Below are 17309 nucleotides of genomic sequence, written 5' to 3'. Positions count from 1 at the left end.
GCCGTTGATTGCGCACCGGCGACGGCATCCGGCGTGCCGGATGCCGTGGGCACGGTCAGTAAATATCGTGCTGGGTGTTGAACACGTTGAACTTGCCGGTCGGGGTGATCAGGCGCTTGTCCTTGATGACCGCCTTGCAGCTGCGGGTCTTGTCGTCCACCACCACGATGGCGGATTCCTTGTTCTTGGCGCTCCACACCGAGAACCACACCTCGTCACCGGCCTTGTTGAATTCTGGCTGCACCACGCGCTTGGCACCATCGTCAGCCAGCTTGGCGCAGGCGGCCACGTCCACGATCTGCGGGCCTTTGGCCAGATTGTCGATGTCGTACACCGCCACGCTCTGGCTGACCTTGGCATCCGGGTTCAGCGGGGTATCCACCCACAGGTTGTGCGATTTCGGATGGGTCTTGATGAACAGCGAACCGCCGCCCTGGCCCTTGAAGGTGGCCACCGCTTTCCACGCGTACTGTGGGTGTTTCAGCGGATCGGTGCCGATCAGCGTCACGTCGTCACTACCCAGGTGCGAGGTGCTCCACACCGGGCCGAACTTGGGATGCACAAAGTTGGCGCCACGGCCCGGGTGCGGGGTCTTGCCCACGTCCACCAGCGCCGCCAGCTTGTCGAGCTTGGTATCCACCACCGCGATCTTGTTGGAGGCGTTGGCCGCCACCAGGAAGTAACGGCCGCTGCTGTCGAAGCCGCCGTCGTGCAGGAACTTGGCGGAATCGATGGTGGTGGTCTTCAGGTTATTCAGGTCCGAGTAATCCACCATCATGATCTTGCCGGTCTCCTTGGCATTGATCACGAACTCCGGCTTGTAATGGCTGGCCACGATAGAGGCCACGCGCGGTTCCGGGTGGTACTCGTTGTCCACGGTCATGCCGCGGGTGGAGACGATCTTGCGCGGCTTCAGCGTATCGCCATCCATGATCACGAACTGCGGCGGCCAGTAGGTGCCGGCCACGGCGATCTTGTCTTCCCAGCCCTTGAACTTGGAGGTTTCCACCGAACGTGCTTCCAGCCCCACCTTCACCTCGGCGACGTTGTCCGGCTTGGCCATCCACAGGTCGATGAGGTTGATCTTGGCGTCGCGGCCGATCACGTACAGATAGCGGCCGGAGCTGGACAGGCGCGAGATGTGCACCGCGTAGCCGGTCTTGACGATGTTGACGATCTGCTTGCTGTCGCCGTCGATCAGCGCCACTTCGCCGCTGTCACGCAGCGTCACCGAGAACAGGTTGTCCAGGTTGTAGTTGTTCATCTTGCGCGTCGGGCGCTTGTCCACCGGGATCAGCACCTTGCGCGAGTTTTCGATGTCGGCCAGCGAGTATTCCGGCGGTGTCGGCGGCTCTTGCTGGATGTAGCGCGCCATCAGGTCCACGTCCTGCTCGCTCATCTCGCCCGAGGTCTGCCAGTTGGGCATGCCGGCCGGGCTACCGTAGGCGATGAAGATCTTCAGGTAGTCGGTGCCCTTGCCCAGGGTGATGTCCGGCGTCAGCGGCTTGCCGGTGGCGCCCTTGCGCAGCACGCCGTGACAGCCGGCGCAGCGCTCGAAGTAGATCTGCTTGGCGCGGGCGAACTCCGCCTTGGTCATCGGCGGCGCTTTGGGGTTGATGTTCTGGTGCATCTCCTCGCCGGCCAGCGGCGAACCGCCGGCCTGGTAGGCGACTTCCGGTTGGCTAACCGGTTTGTTTGCAGCGTCGGCCCAGGCCAACGATGCGGCCAACGGCAGGCTGGCCAGCAACACGCCCTGTGCGAGCGCGCTCATCCTCGGGAATTTCATGATGTTCTCCACCACGCTATGAAGGAATCGATGCGCGCATCTTCCGCCCGCGCTCAGGACGGCAGCATTGATTCGTATCAACGCTTTCCAGACACGCCGGCAGGGTTTTCTTCCGGCACATCCAGGCCCCAGTCGCCGTGCAGATACCAGTCGTCGCCCAGCACTTCGGCCGGATGCTGGGTACGGCCGGAACCGTTGCCGCATTGCAACGATCCGGCCGGGCAGTACTTGTCGCAGCCCCAGCACACGCGCTCCGGGTGGGCCGGGTGGATGGGGAATTTCTTGGCCATGGCGGCCTCCTTGTCTGACGGCCAAGGTTGGCCGCATGGCTTGTGCCGCGGATGCGGCCAACCTTGGCGCCGTCGCAGCTCAGGTTTTGCAGCGCCGCGGATAGAGCACCCGAAACGCGGTAAGCGTTGGGCTGCGCTACGCTCGAACCAATCTTCAAACTACGCCGTCAGCCCCGCATACAAGCTGGTCAGCACCTGCGGCAGCCGCCGCGCGTCGTGCACCACGCTGTAGCCACGGCGGCCGAACAGGTGCGGCAGGTAGTCGCCGGCCTCCTTGTCCACCGTGACGCAGAACGGGATCAGCCCGGCCTGCTTGGCCTCCAGCACCGCGCGGCGGGTGTCTTCCACCCCGTAGCGCCCCTCGTAGTGATCCAGATCGTTGGGCTTGCCATCGGACACGATCAGCAACAACCGGCGCTGTGCCGGCTGTTCCAGCAGGATGCGGGTGGACTGGCGGATGGCGGCGCCCATGCGCGTGTAGTAGCCGGGGCGGATGGCCAGGATGCGGCCGCGCGCGGCGTCGTCGTAGCGTTCGGCGAAATCCTTCAGCAGCAGGTAGCGCACCTCGCTGCGGCGGATGCTGGAAAAACCGTACAAGCCGAAGCTGTCGCCGCAGGCGGCCAGCGCCTCGGCGAACAGCAGCAGGCTGTCGCGGATGACGTGGATCACCTGCCCGGCTTCGCCGAGCCAGCTTTCGGTGGACAGCGACAGGTCGGCCAGCAGCAGGCAGGCCATGCTGCGCCCGCCCGGCGGCCAAGCCTGGTACAGCGCCGGCTCGGCCACCGCCACGCCGCTTTTCTGTTCGGCCAGGAAGCGGATCAGCCGATCCAGATCGATGTCCGGGCCGCTGGCTTCGCCGCTCTTGCGGGTGCGTTCCGGCGCCAGCGCCTGGAACTGGCGGCGCAGGCGCCGGGCCAGCGGTTGCAGGTTTTCCGGCAGCCCGGCCGGCTGCGCGTCGCGCGGCAGCATCGGCTGTAGCCGGCAGTGTTCGGCCACCAGCCGCTGCCGCTTCCAGTCCCATTCCGGCAGCAGGATGCCGCCGCCCAGCGGGGTGTCGTCGTAGGCGGCGGCCGGCAGGTCGAGGTCGAACTTGAGCCGGCTGGCGCGGGTGTGGCCGTCGCGCGCCACGGTCAGGCGGTCCATGTCCTCGGCGGCGGCGCCATCGTCGGATTCGTCGTCGTCCTGGTGGCGGTTCACCTTCACGTAGTCGTCCCAGGTGAAGATGCTTTCGGCGCGGAACTGCAGCAGCATGCCGCTCTTGCGTTCGTCCGGCGTTTCGCGGCGCGCGCGGTAGCGGCGGCGCTGCTTGCCGTCACGGCTGTCGCCGTGCGAGCTGTCCGGCGTCTGGCCATCGTCGGCGTTGGCCGCCAGCGTGGTGGGCGGCGCCGGATGCAGCCACAGCAGCACCGGCTGCGGCGGGGTGCGCGCCGCCGGCAGGCTGATGTCGCGCTCTGGCTGTTGCAATGCCTGACGGATGGCGGCCTCCTGCGCGGCGGCAGCCGGATCGCGCGGGCTGTCGCGCAGTGGCAGCAGTGCCGTCACCAGCCGCTGGTACAGCGCGGCGAGACCGGGCATGGCGGCAATCGCGGCCGCGCTGGCGCGGCGATTGCGCGTCAGCCAGTCGCCGGCCGGCAGCGGCTGCGCCGCCAGCGCCATCAGCCAGAAATACAGCTCGCGGTTGCGCGCGGCATCCGGGTACAGGTCGATTTTTTCCGGTAGGTACAGCGACTGGCCGTCGCGCCAGGCCAGCTCCACCTGGGTGTTGCTGCCGGCAATGCGTTCCAGCAGCCGGCGGCGCGCGCCGTGGGCGGTGCCGACCGCGCTCTTGATGGTGAGCGCCGGTTCGCCGCCCATGGCGCGAAAGAACAGCGGCGCCTGGCGTTCGATATCGACCAGCGCGACGGCGGCCTGCGGGTAGCCGCGATAGGCGGCGCGGCGGATGAGTTTGTCCCACCAGCCGCCGACGATGTCTTCCATAGTGGCAGTTCCGTTCTAGCGTGGCCGCCACAGACCGGGCAGCGGGTAGCGGCACGGCAGGCCGGCCATGGCCCGCGCCAGCGCGTAGGCGCCGGACAGCACCAGGGCGGCGTGAATCAGGGTGAAGTACAGGATCAGCACTATCCAGGTAGTGCTGTTGCCAAAGCCGCCCAGCAGCGGCACGGCGGCGGTGACCAGCAGCAGCAACACGCCGCTCCACAACGCGGCGATGAACGCCTGCTGCAGATGCTGGCGCAGTTCGGCGCCGGCCTGCGGCTGCCAGCGGCGGCGGCACCACCACAGCGCGGCAAAACCGAGGCCCGGCGCCAGCAGCAGGTTGAGCAGGTACAGTGCGTGGGCGCAGATGGCGCGCTGGCGGTCGGCCTCGTCCATGTCAGTAGCCAAACTGGGTGTCCACCACCGCCAGCAACGCGGCAATGGTGTCCGCCTCGTCCGACAGCGGCTCCACCAGCGCCACGCGGCAGGCGCTGCGCGGGTCCATGCCGCTGGCGATCAGCTTGGCGGCGTACACCAGCAAACGGGTGCTGACCGCTTCGTCCAGGTCGTAGCCGGTGAGGCGGCGGATCTGGCCGGCCAGTTGCACCAGCTGCCGGGCCAGCATCTCGTCGGCGCCGCCTTCGTGGCGCAACACCGCCATTTCCACCTCGGCGGCGGGAAAGTCGAAACTCAGCGCCACGAAGCGCTGGCGGGTAGACGGTTTCAGCGTCTTGAGCACGTGCTGGTAGCCCGGGTTGTACGACACCACCAGCATGAAGCCGGGCGGTGCGGCCAACTCTTCGCCGGTGCGCTCGATCGGCAGGATGCGGCGGTCGTCGGTGAGCGGGTGCAGCACCACGGTGGTGTCCTTGCGCGCCTCCACCACTTCGTCCAGGTAGCAGATGCCGCCCTCGCGCACTGCGCGGGTGAGCGGGCCATCGCACCAGCGGGTGTCGCCACCGGCAATCAGGTGGCGGCCGACCAGATCGGCGGCGGACAGGTCGTCATGGCAGGACACGGTGAACAGCGGCAACCCCAGCCGCGCCGCCATGTGGGCGACGAAGCGGGTCTTGCCGCAGCCGGTGGGGCCCTTGATCAGCACCGGCAACTGGTGACGCCAGGCATTTTCGAACACCGCGCATTCGTCGGCCACCGGCTGGTAATAGGGAACGTTGGCCGCAATGGCGGCGTGGACGGGGGCATTCATCTGGGGGCTCCTACAGGAAACTGGTGAGCAGGCCGCCGCATACCAGCAGCAGCCAGCCATGCACGCAGCTGCGCAGCCACAACGGCGCATGGCGCAGCGCCATGAATTCTTCGGCCACCGCCACGCCCTTGAGCCAGGCACCGGCCAGTGCCAGCAGCGCCACGGTATGGCCGCCGGCGCGCCAGTCGGCCAGCCAGGCCAGCAACAGGGTAAGGACGGAAAGCCATAGCCAAACCAGCCACAGCCCGCGGTGGGAAACGGGGGAAGTCATGGCCGAAGCATGCCGCAGCAGGGTTGCGGCCAACCTTGACGACAGGCAAGAAAAAGCCCGCGCAGGGCGGGCGGGGGTGGCAGCGGCGGCGGGCGCGGCGTCAGCTGGCGGCCGGCTGCAGCAGATCCCACAGGTTGCCGTACAGGTCCTTGAACACCGCCACCGTGCCATAGGCTTCCTGCCGGGGCGGGCGGACAAACTCAATGCCGGCGGCCTGGTAGCGGGCGTAGTCGCGGGCGAAGTCATCGGTGTACAGGAACAGGAACACGCGCCCGCCGGTTTGCGCGCCGACACGCGACAGCTGCTCGTCATTCGACGCCCGCGCCAGCAGCAGTCGCGATTCGCTGGCGCCCGGCGGCGACACCACCACCCAGCGCTTGTCCTGCTCGGCAATATAGCTGTCTTCCAGCAGCACGAAGCCCAGCTTGCCGACAAAAAACGCCAGCGCCTCGTCGTAGTCGCGCACCAGCAGCGATACCAGCCCCAGGCTCTGCTTCATGGCGACACTCCCGCACCGGCTGCATCGCCCAGCCGGCGCCAAGCCTGCAGCGACGGGCGCTGCCACTGCTGCGCGGCATAGTCGGCCAGCCGCTGCGGCAGCGGGTCACCGGCGCGCAGCAGCCGCTGCAGCATCAGCGCCAGGTCGGCGTCGGCTATGCACCAGTCGCCGAACAGGTTAGCGCCGCCGTGCGCCAGCAGCTCGGAGGCCACCGCCACCAGCTTGGCGGCGGCCTGCTGCCCGGCGGCATCCAGCGGCGCAATGGCCGGGCGGCGGAATACCACTTCGGTGGTGCGCTGCTCGCGCAGCGGCATCAGATCGCTGCGCAGCCAGGCCTGCACTTGCCGCGCCTGCGCCCGCAGTTGCGCCGCGGCCGGATACACCGCGGGTGCCGGGTGGCAGTCTTCCAGGTATTCGCTGATGGCAGACGACTCGGCAAGGCGGAAATCGCCGGCCAGCAGCAGCGGCACGCGCTGCATGCCGGTCAGCGCGGCGTAGTCCGGCTGGCGGTTGGCACCACTTTCCAGATCAACGGTGCGCAGTTCGAACGGCAGGCCCTTTTCGGTCAGGGTGACGAACACCGACATGGCGTAAGGGCTCAGGTTCTGGCTGTCGACATACAGCAGGTAAGGCTGGGACATGGTGTTCCTTTCGGATGGGTGGGAGGGCAAACACATTGGCTACCACTCTACCCTGTCCGGCCGCCCGTCACAGCCTGACCATCCAGAATGCATTGTTCTGCAGTCGGCGCCGCAGTGGCACTCAGTGCGCCACGTACACCAGCGCGAACAGCACCAGCCACACCAGGTCCACCATGTGCCAGTAGGCGGCGGCGGTCTCCACCCCGACATGGTTGGCCGCATCGTAAGCGCCTTGCCGCGCGCGGACATACACCGCGGCGATGATCACCATACCCAGCACCACGTGCAGGTAGTGAAAGCCGGTCAGCGCCAGGTAGAACATCCAGAAATCGTTGCTGGACAAGGTGATGCCGGCGCCGAACTTGGCGGCAAACTCCATGCTCTTGAGCAGCAGGAAGCCGCCGCCACAGGCCAGCGACGCCAGCAGCCAGCGCTGGCCATGCCGCGCACGACCGGCGGCAAAACTGCGCACCGCCGCCGCCACCGCCGCACTGCCGGCAATCAGCAGCAGGGTGTTGATGATCGCCGGCAGCAGCGACAGCTGCTGCTGCCCGGCGGCGAACAGTTCCGGCTGCCGCGCGCGCACCACGCCGTAAATGGCGAAGAACAGGCCGAATACCGCCAACTCCGCCAGGATGAAAAACCACATCGCCAGATCGCCCGGCACCGTGCGCGGTGCGCTGGCGGCCAACCTTGTCGTCTGCATTGTCGTGCTCCGGGCCGGCTCCGCGGGCGGAGCAGGCCAGTAAAAATCCATTCGGGGCGAACCGGGCTGGGGCCCGTTACCACCGTGCTCGGCCCACCCGCTGTGCGCGTAAAAAAGGCGCCCCCTCGCAGGGGCGCCAACCGTTACACACACACATACACGGAATCAGTCGCGCGCATCACCGCGCACGAAGAAGCTGATGATGTACAACACCAGACCGGCAGCAAACATCACCCCGGCGCCTTCACGCAGCCAGTAGAAGAAGGTGAGCTGGTCTTGCGTTGCCATGAACGACAGCGGCTGGCTGCCCATGCGCTGCATCCATACCTGCAGGATGCCGGCGGCGGTCAGGAACAGGGTGATGAACACCATGGCGATGGTCATCAGCCAGAACGACCACATCTCCACCACTTGCGAACGGTTGCTGTTGGCTTCGCGGCCACGCAGGATCGGCATGGTGTAGGAGATCATGGTGATCACCACCATGGCGTAGGCGCCGTAGAAGGCCATGTGACCGTGGCTGGCAGTGATCTGCGTGCCGTGGGTCAGGTAGTTCACCGGAGCCAGGGTGTGCAGGAAGCCCCACACGCCGGCGCCAAGGAAGGACATCACACCGGTACCCAGCGCCCACAGTACGGCAGCCTTGTTCGGGTGTTCGCGGCGGCGCTTGTTCACCATGTTGAACGAGAACAGCGTCATCATGAAGAACGGGATCGGCTCCAGCGCGGAGAAGGCCGAACCAAATACCTGCCAGTAGCTAGGCGTACCAATCCAGAAGTAATGGTGACCGGTACCGATGATGCCGGTAATCAGCGTCATGGCGATGATCACGTACAGCCATTTTTCGACTACTTCGCGGTCCACGCCGGTGACTTTCACCAGCACGAAGGCCAGCATGGCACCCATGATCAGTTCCCAGACGCCTTCCACCCACAAGTGGACCACCCACCACCAGAAGTACTTGTCCAGCACCAGGTTGATCGGGTTATAGAACGAGAACAGGAAGAAGATCGCCAGTCCCCACAAGCCCATCATCATCACCATGCTGATGCTGGTCTTGCGACCCTTGAGCACCGTCATGCTGAGGTTGAACAGGAAGGACAGCGCCACCACCACGATACCGATCTTGGTAATGGTGGGCTGCTCCAGGAACTCGCGCCCCATGGTGGGTAACAAGTCGTTGCCGGTAATCCTGGCCAGCGTGGCGTATGGCACCGCCAGATAGCCGACGATGGTCAGCGCCCCGGCGATCAGGAACACCCAGAAGGTGATGATGGCCAGTTTCGGACTGTGCAGCTCGCGCTCGGATTCTTCCGGGATCAGGTAGTAGCCTGCGCCCATGAAGCCGAACAGCAGCCACACGATCAGCAGGTTGGTGTGCACCATGCGCGCCACGTTGAACGGGATTTCCGGGAACAGGAAATCGCCGATCACGTACTGCAGGCCCATCACCAGACCAAAGATGATCTGGCCGACAAACAGGCCGATGGCGGCCATGAAGTATGGCTTGGCCACCGCCTGCGAGCGGTATTTGAGTTGAACGTTGGCCGCAGCCTTGCCCGTTGCCGGGTTCAGTGTGGCCGTAGTGGAGGAAGTCATGCTCGTCTCCTGGGTAAGTAAGTCAGCAAGCGGTGCGGGCTCAGCCTTCGATGTTCGGCGGCCAGTTGTTGGTATTGATCTCGGAGCTGTATTTCAGGAATGCCACCAGATCGTCCAGTTGTGCATCGGTCAGATGGAAATTGGGCATCTGGCGACGGCCAGGCACGCCGGTCGGCTGCGCCTTGATCCAGGCCTTGATGAAGTCTGGGCCGCGGCGCTGGTAGACGTTGCCCAGCTCCGGCGCAAAGTAGGCGCCCTCGCCCAGCAGGGTGTGACAGCCGATACAGTTGTTGGTCTCCCACAGCTTCTTGCCGCGCGCCACCTGTTCGGTGAGGTTGGCCCGGTTGTCCCGCTTGGGCAGCGCCTGCACGGTGTCGAACGTGAGTGCGACAAACAGCAGGAAGAAGAACACCGCGCCGCCATAAAAAATATTGCGCGCGGTGGATTTGGTGAAACTGGCGCTCATCGCAACCTCCTAGTCATCTGCTCCGGCATCCCGGCATTTCAGCCCGAAATGTACGTTTTCGGGCTTCCCGATAGCATTGACCGCGATCAACGATTTCCAGACCCTGCCCTTCCTACACTGGCGTCATTCCATCGTTGCGGAGAACCGCATGAATCCCGCCCTGCCCTTTTCCCATCCCGCCCCGCTGCACGGCGGCCAGGTCAGCCTGGTCGGTGCCGGCCCCGGTGACCCGGACCTGCTCACCCTCAAGGCGCTGCGCCGCCTGGCCGAGGCCGACGTGGTGCTGTACGACCTGCTGGTGGCCGAGGAAATACTGGCGCTGATCAACAAGCGCGCGCGGCTGATCTGCGTCGGCAAGCGCGCCAGCCGCCACACCCTGCCGCAGCACGAGATCAACCAGCTGCTGCTGACCGAGGCGCAGGCCGGCCATCGCGTGGTGCGGCTGAAAGGCGGTGACCCGCTGCTGTTTGGCCGCGGCGGCGAAGAGTTGGCCGCACTATTGGCAGCGGGTATCGAGGTGGAAGTGGTGCCCGGCATCACCGCCGCAGTAGGAGCCGCCGCCGCCGCCGGCATCCCGCTGACCCACCGCGACTGTGCGCAGGGCGTCAGCCTGGTCACCGGCCACCGTCGCGACGGCGCCAGCGGGCTGGACTGGGCCGCACACAGCGGCCGCGAACAGACCGTGGTGGTGTACATGGGCCTGGGCGAGGCGGCCGCCATCGCCGCCGAGCTGCAGGCGCACGGCCGCAGTGGCGACACCCCGGTGGCCGTGATCGAACAGGCCACCACGCCACGACAGCGAGTGCTGCGCTGCAGCCTGGCCACACTGGCCGACTGCGTGGCACGCGAAGCGCCGCAGCCGCCGGCGCTGCTGGTGATCGGAGAAGTGGTGGCGCTGGCCAGCAGCTGGCAGCGGCAAACCGCGGAGTGCAGCGCCGGCTGACGCCGTATTCCGCTACCGACCAAGCAAAAAGGTTGGCCGCAAAGTTCACCACTTTGCGGCCAACCTTTTTGCCGTTGCTGGCGCTACCGCGTACTGCACATGACCTTTAGCGCCGGCAGTTGCTTACTGCACCGGCACCGCCTTGGCCACCGGCTGCGTGCCCTGGCGCCAGCAACGCCAGGCGGCGTGATAGTGCCAGCCCAGCAGCAGCGCCAGCAGGGTACCGGCCAGCGCCGGCAGCAGCCACAGCCCGGGGGCCAGACACCAGGCCACGCCGCACAGCTGCCATAGGCACACCGCGCGCCAGCCCTGCCGCGCCCGCGCCTCCGGCAATAGCACCTGCAGCGATGGCACCTTCTGCTGCGGCTTGACGCCGCGCCGCAGCTGCAGCCACAGCAGGAACGGGATGATGCGGTACAGCATGCCCACGCACAGTGTCAGCACCACGCCCGGCAGTAGCAACCAGCCCTGCAAGCGGCGCAGCCAGTCGCTGTCCTGCCACTGCCCGGCGATGAACGCCAGACCCAGAGCCAACATCAGCCCCAACCCCAGCTGCCAGTAACGCGGCAGCCATTCATGCGGGCGACGGCTGTGTGCCAACGCCTTGCCCCACACCCAGCCACACAGCGGCAGCGGCAGCGCCGCCAGCCACCACCAGCCACCGTCCGGCCAGCGCAGCGACAGCGCCGCGGCCAGCAGCAACAAGCCGCCCCAGCCCGGCGACGCCCAGCGCTGCCACCAGCCGGGCAAGGCCGGGGTCAGCAGGAACATCGGCAGAATCACCTGCGCCACCGCCACCAGCAGCAGCCATACCCAGCCCTGCGCCGCCAGCCGATGCAGCGGCAGCAAGCTCAGCAGCGGCCAGGACAGCCCCCAGCCGAACACGCCCAGCTGCGCCACGCCCAGCCCCAGCGTCAACAGCAGGCACAGCAGCGCCAGGCGCAGGCCACGGCTGCTGCTGTCCTGTGCCGGACTCTGCCACAGCAGCCACCACAGCCAGACCAGCAAGCCCATCGCCGCCAGCAAGGCTACGCTGGCCAGTTGCAGCCAGTGCGGCGACAGGCCGCCGGCAAAGCCCAGCGCCAGCGCGGCGCAGCCTACCTGCCAGCAGCCCCACAAGCCGTGCTGCCACAGCCCCGGGCGAGGGAAGGCCAGCGCCGACACCACCGCCAGCAATTGCAGCAGCGCGCCCAGCATCACATTGCCCAGCACCCCCAGCGCCAGCATATGCAGCGGCAGCCACAGCGCGGGGGATGGATAGCCGCCATCGGCCGTGCCGATCCAGGCGCCGGCCAGCAACAGCAGCCAGACCCACGCCGCCATGAAAAAACGCACCGGCAGGGCGAGTGGCGGTGCGCTGTCATAACTGGGTATCGCCTGCATCAGGGGATATCCACGTGGAAGATCACGCCGGACATGTCCGGCAGCATTTCGCTGTCGAAGCGCACGCCACGATCGCGCAGCATCGGCAACAAGGGGCCGGGAAAGTGCGGCAGCACGAAGGACAGACGTTGGCCGCTGGCCCCCTCGTCCACCGCATCCAGGATGATCTCTATCGGCTCGGGCGGCAGCAGGCCGCGCAGGTCACGCGGGGACATGGCCCAGCTCCGCCAACAGTACGCTCATATCGCCTACGCGATCACACATCGGGTACAGGATGTTCTCCTCCTTCAGGTTGTGCTGCTGCATTAGCAGCAGCAGGGTATCGGCAGCGCCGGCCAGACCATCGCCATCCAGCGCCGCGGCGGCGGCACGCATCTCGTCCATCAGCACCCGCATTTCGGCGTGCTCGTGGCGCATCACCACGGTGGGGCCCTGGCCCATGCCGCTGGCCTGCTCGAAAGCCGGAAACAGCACGTTTTCCTCCTCGGCAAAATGGTGTTCCATTGCCTGGCAGAAGGCCGTGCAGCTGGCCACCACTTGCGGCCAGTCGCCATCACGCAGCGCATTTTCCACGGCCACGAATTGATCGTCACAGGCGCGATGCACCTGGGTAAAACAGCGGGTGAGAGTCATGTCGGCAGCACCGGTGTTGAGCTTGCTTGCATTGTGCGGCGCGGCGGGCGCTGGCAGACATGACATCGGTCAAGGGTATTTCAGCGCGCCACCGGCGCCGCGATGAAACGGCGGATGCGCGGCGGCGCGGTCTCCAGATGCAGCTCATGCCGGCGGTCGCGCAGGCTGAGGTCGGCGGCGGTGCCGCGCTCGTTGCGCCTTAGGTATTCCAACCACGAACTGTCGGTGAACTGTTCAATATAGACGCCGGGCTCGGCAGTATCGTGGAACAGTTCCCACGACAGCGCGCCGTTGCGCAGCCGCGAGCGCCGGGTTTCGCGCATCAGCTGGGCAAACTCCTCGGCGCGGCTCGGGTCGATGCGGTACTCCACCATGATCAATACCGGGCCCTGGTCCGGCTCGATGTCGATGGCGACTTCCGGCGCCTGCCACAGCCGCACCGGCGACTTGTCCTCGTTGTGTATCCCCAGCGTCAGGCGGCGGGTGAGCAGCAAGCCCAGCAATGCGCAGCCGGCGGCAATGGTCAGCGCCGTCGGCACGCTGCTGATGCTGGCCACCTGCCCCCACAGCGCGGCGCCCAGCGCGCTGGAGCCCATCATGGTCATCTGGTGGATGGACATGCCGCGCGCGCGCACCCAGTCCGGCAGCGCCGCCTGCGCCGACACCGTCAGCGAGTTGGCCACCGAGATCCACGCCATGCCGGCCAGCGGCATCAGCACGGCAGCCAACCATGGGCTGGGCACATGCGCCACCAGCACGGTGATGGCGGCATGCAGCAGCGTGCCATAGAGCAACAGGGTGTCGCGCGGCAGGTGCTGGCGCACATACGGCAGCAGGAACGCCGCCAGCACCGCGCCGGCGCCCATGCTGGCCAGCAGCAGGGTAAAGGTGCCGGCACCGGCGCCGGGAAAGCGCCGCGCCACCAGCGGCAGCAGCGCCAGCAAGGCAGTGGACAGCGTGAAGAAGGTAAACACCCGCAGCATGATGATGTGCAGTTCCGGCGACTGCCGCACGTACTGCAGCCCCACGCGGATGGCACCGAAGAAGCGCTCGCCCGGCAGCGAGCTGATCTTTTGCTGGTGGCGCCAGGTCAGCAGCAGCAGGCCGATGGCCACCGACAGCACGGCGTTGAGCAGAAACACGTAGCCGCTGCCGGCCGCGGCGATGATGCCGCCGGCGACGATGGGGCCGATCACCCGCGACAGGTTCATCGCCACCGCGTTGAGCACCAGCGCACCCGGCAGCTCGGCCCGGGGCACCAGGGTGGGAATCAGCGCCGCGAACAGCGGCCAGCGCATGGCCAGGCCGATGCCGTAGGCAAACGTCAGCGTCAGCAGCAGCCCCGGCGTCAGCAAGCCCAGAAAAGTGGTCAGGCTCAGGGTAATGGCCACCGCGGCCACCCAGAACTGGGTGGCGATGAAAAAACGGCGCCGGTCGACGATATCTGCCAGCGCCCCGCACGGCACCCCCAGCAGGAACACCGGCAAGGTAGACGCCGCCTGCACCAGCGCCACCAGCACCGGGCTGCTGCTGAGCGAGGTCATCAGCCAGGCGGCGGCCACGTCGTTCATCCACATGCAGATGTTGGCCGTCAGCCAGGTGCTCCACAGCATGCGGAACAGCGGTTGTTTCAGCGGCGTCCAGGCCGGCAACGGTGTCGTGGAGGTAGCGGGGGCAGTCATGGTGGCAATCGGGTCCGGCAACAGCGGGGTGGAGAAAACAAGACGCCCGTCAGCGCGGGCGCCGACGGGCAAACGGCAGGATATTTACTCGTGGCTGACCACGGTCACCGGCACCGACGACAGGCGAATCACCTCGCTGGTGACCGAGCCCAGCAGCGCGCGCCCCAGCCCGGAGCGGCCATGCGAGCCCATCACCACCTGGTGGGCGCGTACCTCGCTGGCGTAGTGGGCGATGGTGCTGGCGGTGTGCCCCACCGCGATGTGCGGCGTGTAGGGCTGGCCGGCCGCCTCCAGTGCCGCCTTGGCCGGCTGCAATGCAGCCAACCCTTCTTCGCGGTAGTAGTTCTCCAGCTGCTCGTGGCTGACAAACCAGCGCACGTGGCCGGATTCCACCGGCACCTGCACCGTCAGCAGGTGCACCTCCAGCGCGCCCAGCAGCTCGCGCAGCTGCAACACGTGCTTCACCGCGCGCATGGCGCAGGCCGAGCCATCCACCGCCAGCAATATCCGCATGCTCATCTTGGTTTCCTTCACGATGGTTTGCGCGGGCTTTCGTCGCCCAGCGCCACTTCATGGATGTGCTGCGCCTGCGCGCGCCGCGCCAGCAGGCTGCCCACCAGCACCACCCCCAAGGCGCCAGCGGCGGCGGCCACATAGTGCAGGCCGTGCGGCGCGCCGGCCAGCAGCGGCTTGACCGCCACGTCGCCCAGCAGCATGTCGCCGGCGATCCAGCCCAGCAGCGCGGCACCAAAGGTGATCACCAGCGGAAAACGGTCCATCAGCTTGAGCACGAACTGGCTGCCCCACACGATGATGGGAATGCTGATCAGGATACCGAACACCACCAGCCCCAGCTCGCCGCGGGCGGCACCGGCCACGGCAATCACGTTGTCCAGGCTCATCACCGCGTCGGCCACGATGATGGTCTTGATCGCCCCCAGCAGGTGGGTGCTGCCCTCGATATTGCTATGCGCGTCGCCTTCTTCCGGCTGCATCAGCTTGATGCCGATCCACAACAGCAGCAGCGCGCCCACCACTTTCAGGTACGGCAGCGCCAGCAGCTGCAAGGCAAAGAAGATCAGCGCGATGCGCAGCGCAATGGCGCCGGCCACACCCCACATGATGCCCTTGCGCCGCAGTTCCGGCGACAGCTTGCGGCAGGCCAACGCGATCACCACTGCGTTGTCGCCGCCCAGCAGAATGTCGATCATCACGATCTGCAGCACGGCACTCAGGAAGGCCATGCTGAACAGCTCCATCCCGTACAACTCCATGGCGTGTCCTCGACGACGGGCCGTGCGCAGGCACGGCGATGACAGGTTGGCCGCATCGCGCGGCCGGGTTGATGTTTCATGTTAGCCGCTGCACCGGGCGGCAACCGGCTAGCGATAACGGTTATACGCCGCCTGCAGGCGGCCGCGGGCCTGCAACTGGCGGATGGCGCGGTTGAGCTCGGCCAGGCTGACGCTGCTGTGCGGCGACAACGCACACTGCACCCGTGTCCGGCTGACCAGCAGCCGCGGGTGCAGCGCATGGCGGAACAGGCCGCGCTTGATCTGATAATCCAGAAACTGGCTGTTGACCACCACATGCCTGATGCGCCCGGCGACCAGCTTTTCCAGATTGGCCTGCATCTGTGGCGCATCATCGCGGATGAAATGCGCCCCCAGCACCGCCTCCAGCTCCGGGTAACGGAAGCCGAGCACGGTGCCGACCGGCTGATCGGCAACCGCGGCCAGCGCCGGCGGGCGCGGCGCGCGCCGCAGGGTCACCAGCACGTCGGTATGTTCGGCCACCGGCGCGCTCCACAAGAATGGCCCCGGCAGCCACGCCGGCTGGTAACCGCAGACGATATCGGCATCGCCACTGGCCAGCGACACCGGCAGCCGCTTGCGCGGCCGGACCAGGAAGCGCGGCTCGCGCCCCAGCCTGGCGGCCAGCAACACGCCGATATCCTTGTGCCAGCCCTGCAGCAGCTGGCCATCGCGCAGCTCGGCCAGCGGCATTTCGGTGCTGTCGTCCACCACGATGCTCAGCGTGGCGGCACAGGCCGGGCCGGTGGCGGCCAACAGGCCGCCAAGCAGCAACAGCAGGCGCCGGTAAGCGCGTTTCATGCATCCCCCTGCCCTACTGCGCTGTCATGCCGACACCAGGTTGGCCGCAGCGATGACGCGCAGTTAACAATTATGCACCGCACTTTGCCACAAGCCCGCCTCGGTTGTCATGGCAGCGCCGGCCCGACCGCTGCATGCCCGCCCGGGCAGGCAGGAAACAAAACGCCGCGCACCATTATCGGCACGCGGCGTTGTCATCGTTGTCACCGCTGCCAGCCAGCATGCCTGACTGGCCAGTCGTGGCGCTTGCGCGCTAGCCCGGCAGCGGGATGAACTCGGTTTCGCCCGGCACCATGGCAAAACGGCCGGCCGCCCAGTCCTCGCGCGCCTGCTGCAGCCGGGCCTTGTCGCTGGCGACGAAGTTCCAGTCCAGATAGCGCGGCGCATCCAGCGGCGCGCCGCCAAACAGCACGCCGTGGGCGCAGGCGCTAGCCTGCAGGCGGATCTCGCCCGGCCCCAGCTGCACCAGCTCGCCGGCGCGCACCCGCTCGTCGCCAAGCTGCACTTCACCGTCGAACAGGTACAGGCCGCGCTCGGCCACCTCCGGCAGCAGCAGTTCGCCGCCGCCCTTCAGCTGCCAGTCCAGATACAGCGTGTCGCTGAAGGTGCGCACCGGCGAGTGCATGCCGTAGGCGTTGCCGATCAACAGCCGCACCAGCGCGCGCGGCAGCTGGCTTTGCGGCAGCTCGTCCGCCGGGTAGTGGTGGAAGGCCGGCGCGCAGGCTTCGTCCGCCAGCGGCAGTGCCAGCCACATCTGCAGCCCCTCCACCGCCAGCTGGCATTCGCGGATGTCCGGCGGCACACGCTCGGAGTGCACGATACCGCGGCCGGCCACCATCAGGTTCACCGCTCCCGGCTCAATGCGCTGCACCGTGCCCAGGCTGTCGCGGTGCATCATCGCGCCCTGCGTCAGGTAGGTGACGGTGGCGAGGCCGATGTGCGGATGCGGCCGCACATCGCCTTCGGTGCCGGCGGCCACGAAATACGCCGGCCCCATGTGGTCCAGAAACACAAACGGCCCGATCTGGCGGCAGCCGCGCACCGGCAGCAGCCGGCGTACGATAAAGCCGATGTCCTGCTGCTTCGGTTCAATGCGTTGCATGATGGCGTTCATC

20 protein-coding genes are annotated in these 17309 nt (G+C 67.0%); 1 reads left to right on the top strand and 19 read right to left on the bottom strand.

Translation table 11 applies throughout. The features are described 5' to 3' along the window. Positions 1-55 precede the first annotated feature (55 nt). The 11 genes from ABNW52_RS00545 to ABNW52_RS00495 all read right to left on the bottom strand — a co-directional run bounded on the left by ABNW52_RS00545 (position 56) and on the right by ABNW52_RS00495 (position 9439). A complete protein-coding gene (locus ABNW52_RS00545; protein WP_349582549.1) occupies positions 56-1786 on the bottom strand; it encodes a cytochrome D1 domain-containing protein in 1731 nt (576 codons plus the stop codon). A gap of 77 nt (positions 1787-1863) precedes the next feature. Then, positions 1864-2076 carry a DUF3079 domain-containing protein gene (locus ABNW52_RS00540; protein ID WP_349582546.1) on the bottom strand — a complete coding sequence of 71 codons (213 nt, stop codon included), beginning with the start codon at positions 2074-2076 and terminating at the stop codon, positions 1864-1866. A 159-nt stretch (positions 2077-2235) separates the two neighbouring features. Then, the gene (locus tag ABNW52_RS00535; RefSeq protein ID WP_349582544.1) at positions 2236-4053 is read right to left on the bottom strand and encodes a nitric oxide reductase activation protein NorD; all 1818 of its coding nucleotides are present in this window, start codon (positions 4051-4053) and stop codon (positions 2236-2238) included. Positions 4054-4068: 15 nt separating this feature from the next. Beyond that, complete coding sequence (locus ABNW52_RS00530) at positions 4069-4458, bottom strand: magnetosome magnetite crystal formation protein family (RefSeq protein WP_349582541.1); 390 nt, start codon at positions 4456-4458, stop codon at positions 4069-4071. Then, the gene (locus ABNW52_RS00525; RefSeq protein ID WP_349582539.1) at positions 4448-5257 is read right to left on the bottom strand and encodes a CbbQ/NirQ/NorQ/GpvN family protein; all 810 of its coding nucleotides are present in this window, start codon (positions 5255-5257) and stop codon (positions 4448-4450) included. The genes ABNW52_RS00530 and ABNW52_RS00525 overlap by 11 nt, the downstream gene beginning before the upstream one ends. A gap of 10 nt (positions 5258-5267) precedes the next feature. Beyond that, positions 5268-5528, bottom strand: coding sequence for a cytochrome C oxidase subunit IV family protein (locus ABNW52_RS00520; RefSeq protein ID WP_349582536.1), 261 nt, complete (start codon positions 5526-5528; stop codon positions 5268-5270). A 100-nt stretch (positions 5529-5628) separates the two neighbouring features. Further along, positions 5629-6027, bottom strand: coding sequence for a VOC family protein (locus ABNW52_RS00515; protein ID WP_349582533.1), 399 nt, complete (start codon positions 6025-6027; stop codon positions 5629-5631). Beyond that, the gene (yfcF, locus tag ABNW52_RS00510) at positions 6024-6668 is read right to left on the bottom strand and encodes a glutathione transferase (RefSeq protein ID WP_349582530.1); all 645 of its coding nucleotides are present in this window, start codon (positions 6666-6668) and stop codon (positions 6024-6026) included. The genes ABNW52_RS00515 and yfcF overlap by 4 nt, the downstream gene beginning before the upstream one ends. A 121-nt stretch (positions 6669-6789) precedes the next feature. Further along, the gene (locus ABNW52_RS00505; RefSeq protein WP_349582527.1) at positions 6790-7374 is read right to left on the bottom strand and encodes a cytochrome c oxidase subunit 3; all 585 of its coding nucleotides are present in this window, start codon (positions 7372-7374) and stop codon (positions 6790-6792) included. A gap of 165 nt (positions 7375-7539) precedes the next feature. Beyond that, positions 7540-8973, bottom strand: coding sequence for a cbb3-type cytochrome c oxidase subunit I (locus ABNW52_RS00500; protein ID WP_349582524.1), 1434 nt, complete (start codon positions 8971-8973; stop codon positions 7540-7542). Between the two features lie 40 nt (positions 8974-9013). After that, on the bottom strand, positions 9014-9439 hold the full coding sequence (locus tag ABNW52_RS00495; RefSeq protein ID WP_349582521.1) for a c-type cytochrome: 426 nt from the start codon (positions 9437-9439) through the stop codon (positions 9014-9016). Positions 9440-9587: 148 nt separating this feature from the next. Here ABNW52_RS00495 and cobA point away from each other — a divergent pair, with 148 nt between their 5' ends. Then, entirely contained in the window at positions 9588-10382 is a 795-nt protein-coding gene (gene cobA / locus ABNW52_RS00490; protein WP_349582518.1) for a uroporphyrinogen-III C-methyltransferase, read from the top strand. 123 nt (positions 10383-10505) lie between these two features. Here the strand turns inward: cobA and ABNW52_RS00485 are convergent, their stop codons facing one another. From ABNW52_RS00485 to ABNW52_RS00450, 8 genes are all read right to left on the bottom strand, one after another. Further along, a complete protein-coding gene (locus tag ABNW52_RS00485) occupies positions 10506-11765 on the bottom strand; it encodes a hypothetical protein (protein WP_349582515.1) in 1260 nt (419 codons plus the stop codon). Then, positions 11765-11980, bottom strand: a complete 216-nt coding sequence (locus ABNW52_RS00480; protein ID WP_349582512.1) for a DUF2249 domain-containing protein — start codon at positions 11978-11980, stop codon at positions 11765-11767. Before ABNW52_RS00480 ends, ABNW52_RS00485 begins: the two co-directional genes overlap by 1 nt. Next, positions 11967-12398, bottom strand: a complete 432-nt coding sequence (locus ABNW52_RS00475) for a hemerythrin domain-containing protein (RefSeq protein ID WP_349582509.1) — start codon at positions 12396-12398, stop codon at positions 11967-11969. The genes ABNW52_RS00480 and ABNW52_RS00475 overlap by 14 nt, the downstream gene beginning before the upstream one ends. A gap of 80 nt (positions 12399-12478) precedes the next feature. Then, complete coding sequence (locus ABNW52_RS00470) at positions 12479-14080, bottom strand: MFS transporter (protein WP_349582506.1); 1602 nt, start codon at positions 14078-14080, stop codon at positions 12479-12481. Positions 14081-14164: 84 nt separating this feature from the next. Continuing rightward, the gene (locus ABNW52_RS00465) at positions 14165-14599 is read right to left on the bottom strand and encodes a universal stress protein (RefSeq protein WP_349582503.1); all 435 of its coding nucleotides are present in this window, start codon (positions 14597-14599) and stop codon (positions 14165-14167) included. An 11-nt stretch (positions 14600-14610) separates the two neighbouring features. Beyond that, positions 14611-15354, bottom strand: a complete 744-nt coding sequence (locus ABNW52_RS00460) for a TerC family protein (RefSeq protein ID WP_349582500.1) — start codon at positions 15352-15354, stop codon at positions 14611-14613. Positions 15355-15462: 108 nt separating this feature from the next. Further along, positions 15463-16194, bottom strand: coding sequence for a substrate-binding periplasmic protein (locus ABNW52_RS00455; protein ID WP_349582497.1), 732 nt, complete (start codon positions 16192-16194; stop codon positions 15463-15465). A gap of 253 nt (positions 16195-16447) precedes the next feature. Next, positions 16448-17308 carry a pirin family protein gene (locus tag ABNW52_RS00450; protein ID WP_349582494.1) on the bottom strand — a complete coding sequence of 287 codons (861 nt, stop codon included), beginning with the start codon at positions 17306-17308 and terminating at the stop codon, positions 16448-16450. Between the last annotated feature and the right edge of the window lies 1 nt (position 17309).

Source organism: Vogesella oryzagri, from assembly GCF_040148885.1.
In the GTDB taxonomy this organism is placed as follows: Bacteria; Pseudomonadota; Gammaproteobacteria; order Burkholderiales; family Chromobacteriaceae; genus Vogesella; species Vogesella oryzagri.
Note: the sequence above shows the minus strand (reverse complement) of the source record. Positions and strands in the feature narration are given on the sequence as shown.

Bases quoted from the DNA above. Each gene is read 5' to 3' on its own strand.
- ABNW52_RS00520 (WP_349582536.1), bottom strand. From the start codon at position 5,528: ATGACTTCCCCCGTTTCCCACCGCGGGCTGTGGCTGGTTTGGCTATGG.
- ABNW52_RS00485 (WP_349582515.1), bottom strand. From the start codon at position 11,765: ATGCAGGCGATACCCAGTTATGACAGCGCACCGCCACTCGCCCTGCCG.
- ABNW52_RS00455 (WP_349582497.1), bottom strand. From the start codon at position 16,194: ATGAAACGCGCTTACCGGCGCCTGCTGTTGCTGCTTGGCGGCCTGTTG.
- yfcF (WP_349582530.1), bottom strand. From the start codon at position 6,668: ATGTCCCAGCCTTACCTGCTGTATGTCGACAGCCAGAACCTGAGCCCT.
- ABNW52_RS00525 (WP_349582539.1), bottom strand. From the start codon at position 5,257: ATGAATGCCCCCGTCCACGCCGCCATTGCGGCCAACGTTCCCTATTAC.
- ABNW52_RS00465 (WP_349582503.1), bottom strand. From the start codon at position 14,599: ATGAGCATGCGGATATTGCTGGCGGTGGATGGCTCGGCCTGCGCCATG.
- cobA (WP_349582518.1), top strand. From the start codon at position 9,588: ATGAATCCCGCCCTGCCCTTTTCCCATCCCGCCCCGCTGCACGGCGGC.
- ABNW52_RS00495 (WP_349582521.1), bottom strand. From the start codon at position 9,439: ATGAGCGCCAGTTTCACCAAATCCACCGCGCGCAATATTTTTTATGGC.
- ABNW52_RS00535 (WP_349582544.1), bottom strand. From the start codon at position 4,053: ATGGAAGACATCGTCGGCGGCTGGTGGGACAAACTCATCCGCCGCGCC.
- ABNW52_RS00500 (WP_349582524.1), bottom strand. From the start codon at position 8,973: ATGACTTCCTCCACTACGGCCACACTGAACCCGGCAACGGGCAAGGCT.
- ABNW52_RS00515 (WP_349582533.1), bottom strand. From the start codon at position 6,027: ATGAAGCAGAGCCTGGGGCTGGTATCGCTGCTGGTGCGCGACTACGAC.
- ABNW52_RS00480 (WP_349582512.1), bottom strand. From the start codon at position 11,980: ATGTCCCCGCGTGACCTGCGCGGCCTGCTGCCGCCCGAGCCGATAGAG.
- ABNW52_RS00540 (WP_349582546.1), bottom strand. From the start codon at position 2,076: ATGGCCAAGAAATTCCCCATCCACCCGGCCCACCCGGAGCGCGTGTGC.
- ABNW52_RS00460 (WP_349582500.1), bottom strand. From the start codon at position 15,354: ATGGAGTTGTACGGGATGGAGCTGTTCAGCATGGCCTTCCTGAGTGCC.
- ABNW52_RS00450 (WP_349582494.1), bottom strand. From the start codon at position 17,308: ATGAACGCCATCATGCAACGCATTGAACCGAAGCAGCAGGACATCGGC.
- ABNW52_RS00475 (WP_349582509.1), bottom strand. From the start codon at position 12,398: ATGACTCTCACCCGCTGTTTTACCCAGGTGCATCGCGCCTGTGACGAT.
- ABNW52_RS00545 (WP_349582549.1), bottom strand. From the start codon at position 1,786: ATGAAATTCCCGAGGATGAGCGCGCTCGCACAGGGCGTGTTGCTGGCC.
- ABNW52_RS00505 (WP_349582527.1), bottom strand. From the start codon at position 7,374: ATGCAGACGACAAGGTTGGCCGCCAGCGCACCGCGCACGGTGCCGGGC.
- ABNW52_RS00470 (WP_349582506.1), bottom strand. From the start codon at position 14,080: ATGACTGCCCCCGCTACCTCCACGACACCGTTGCCGGCCTGGACGCCG.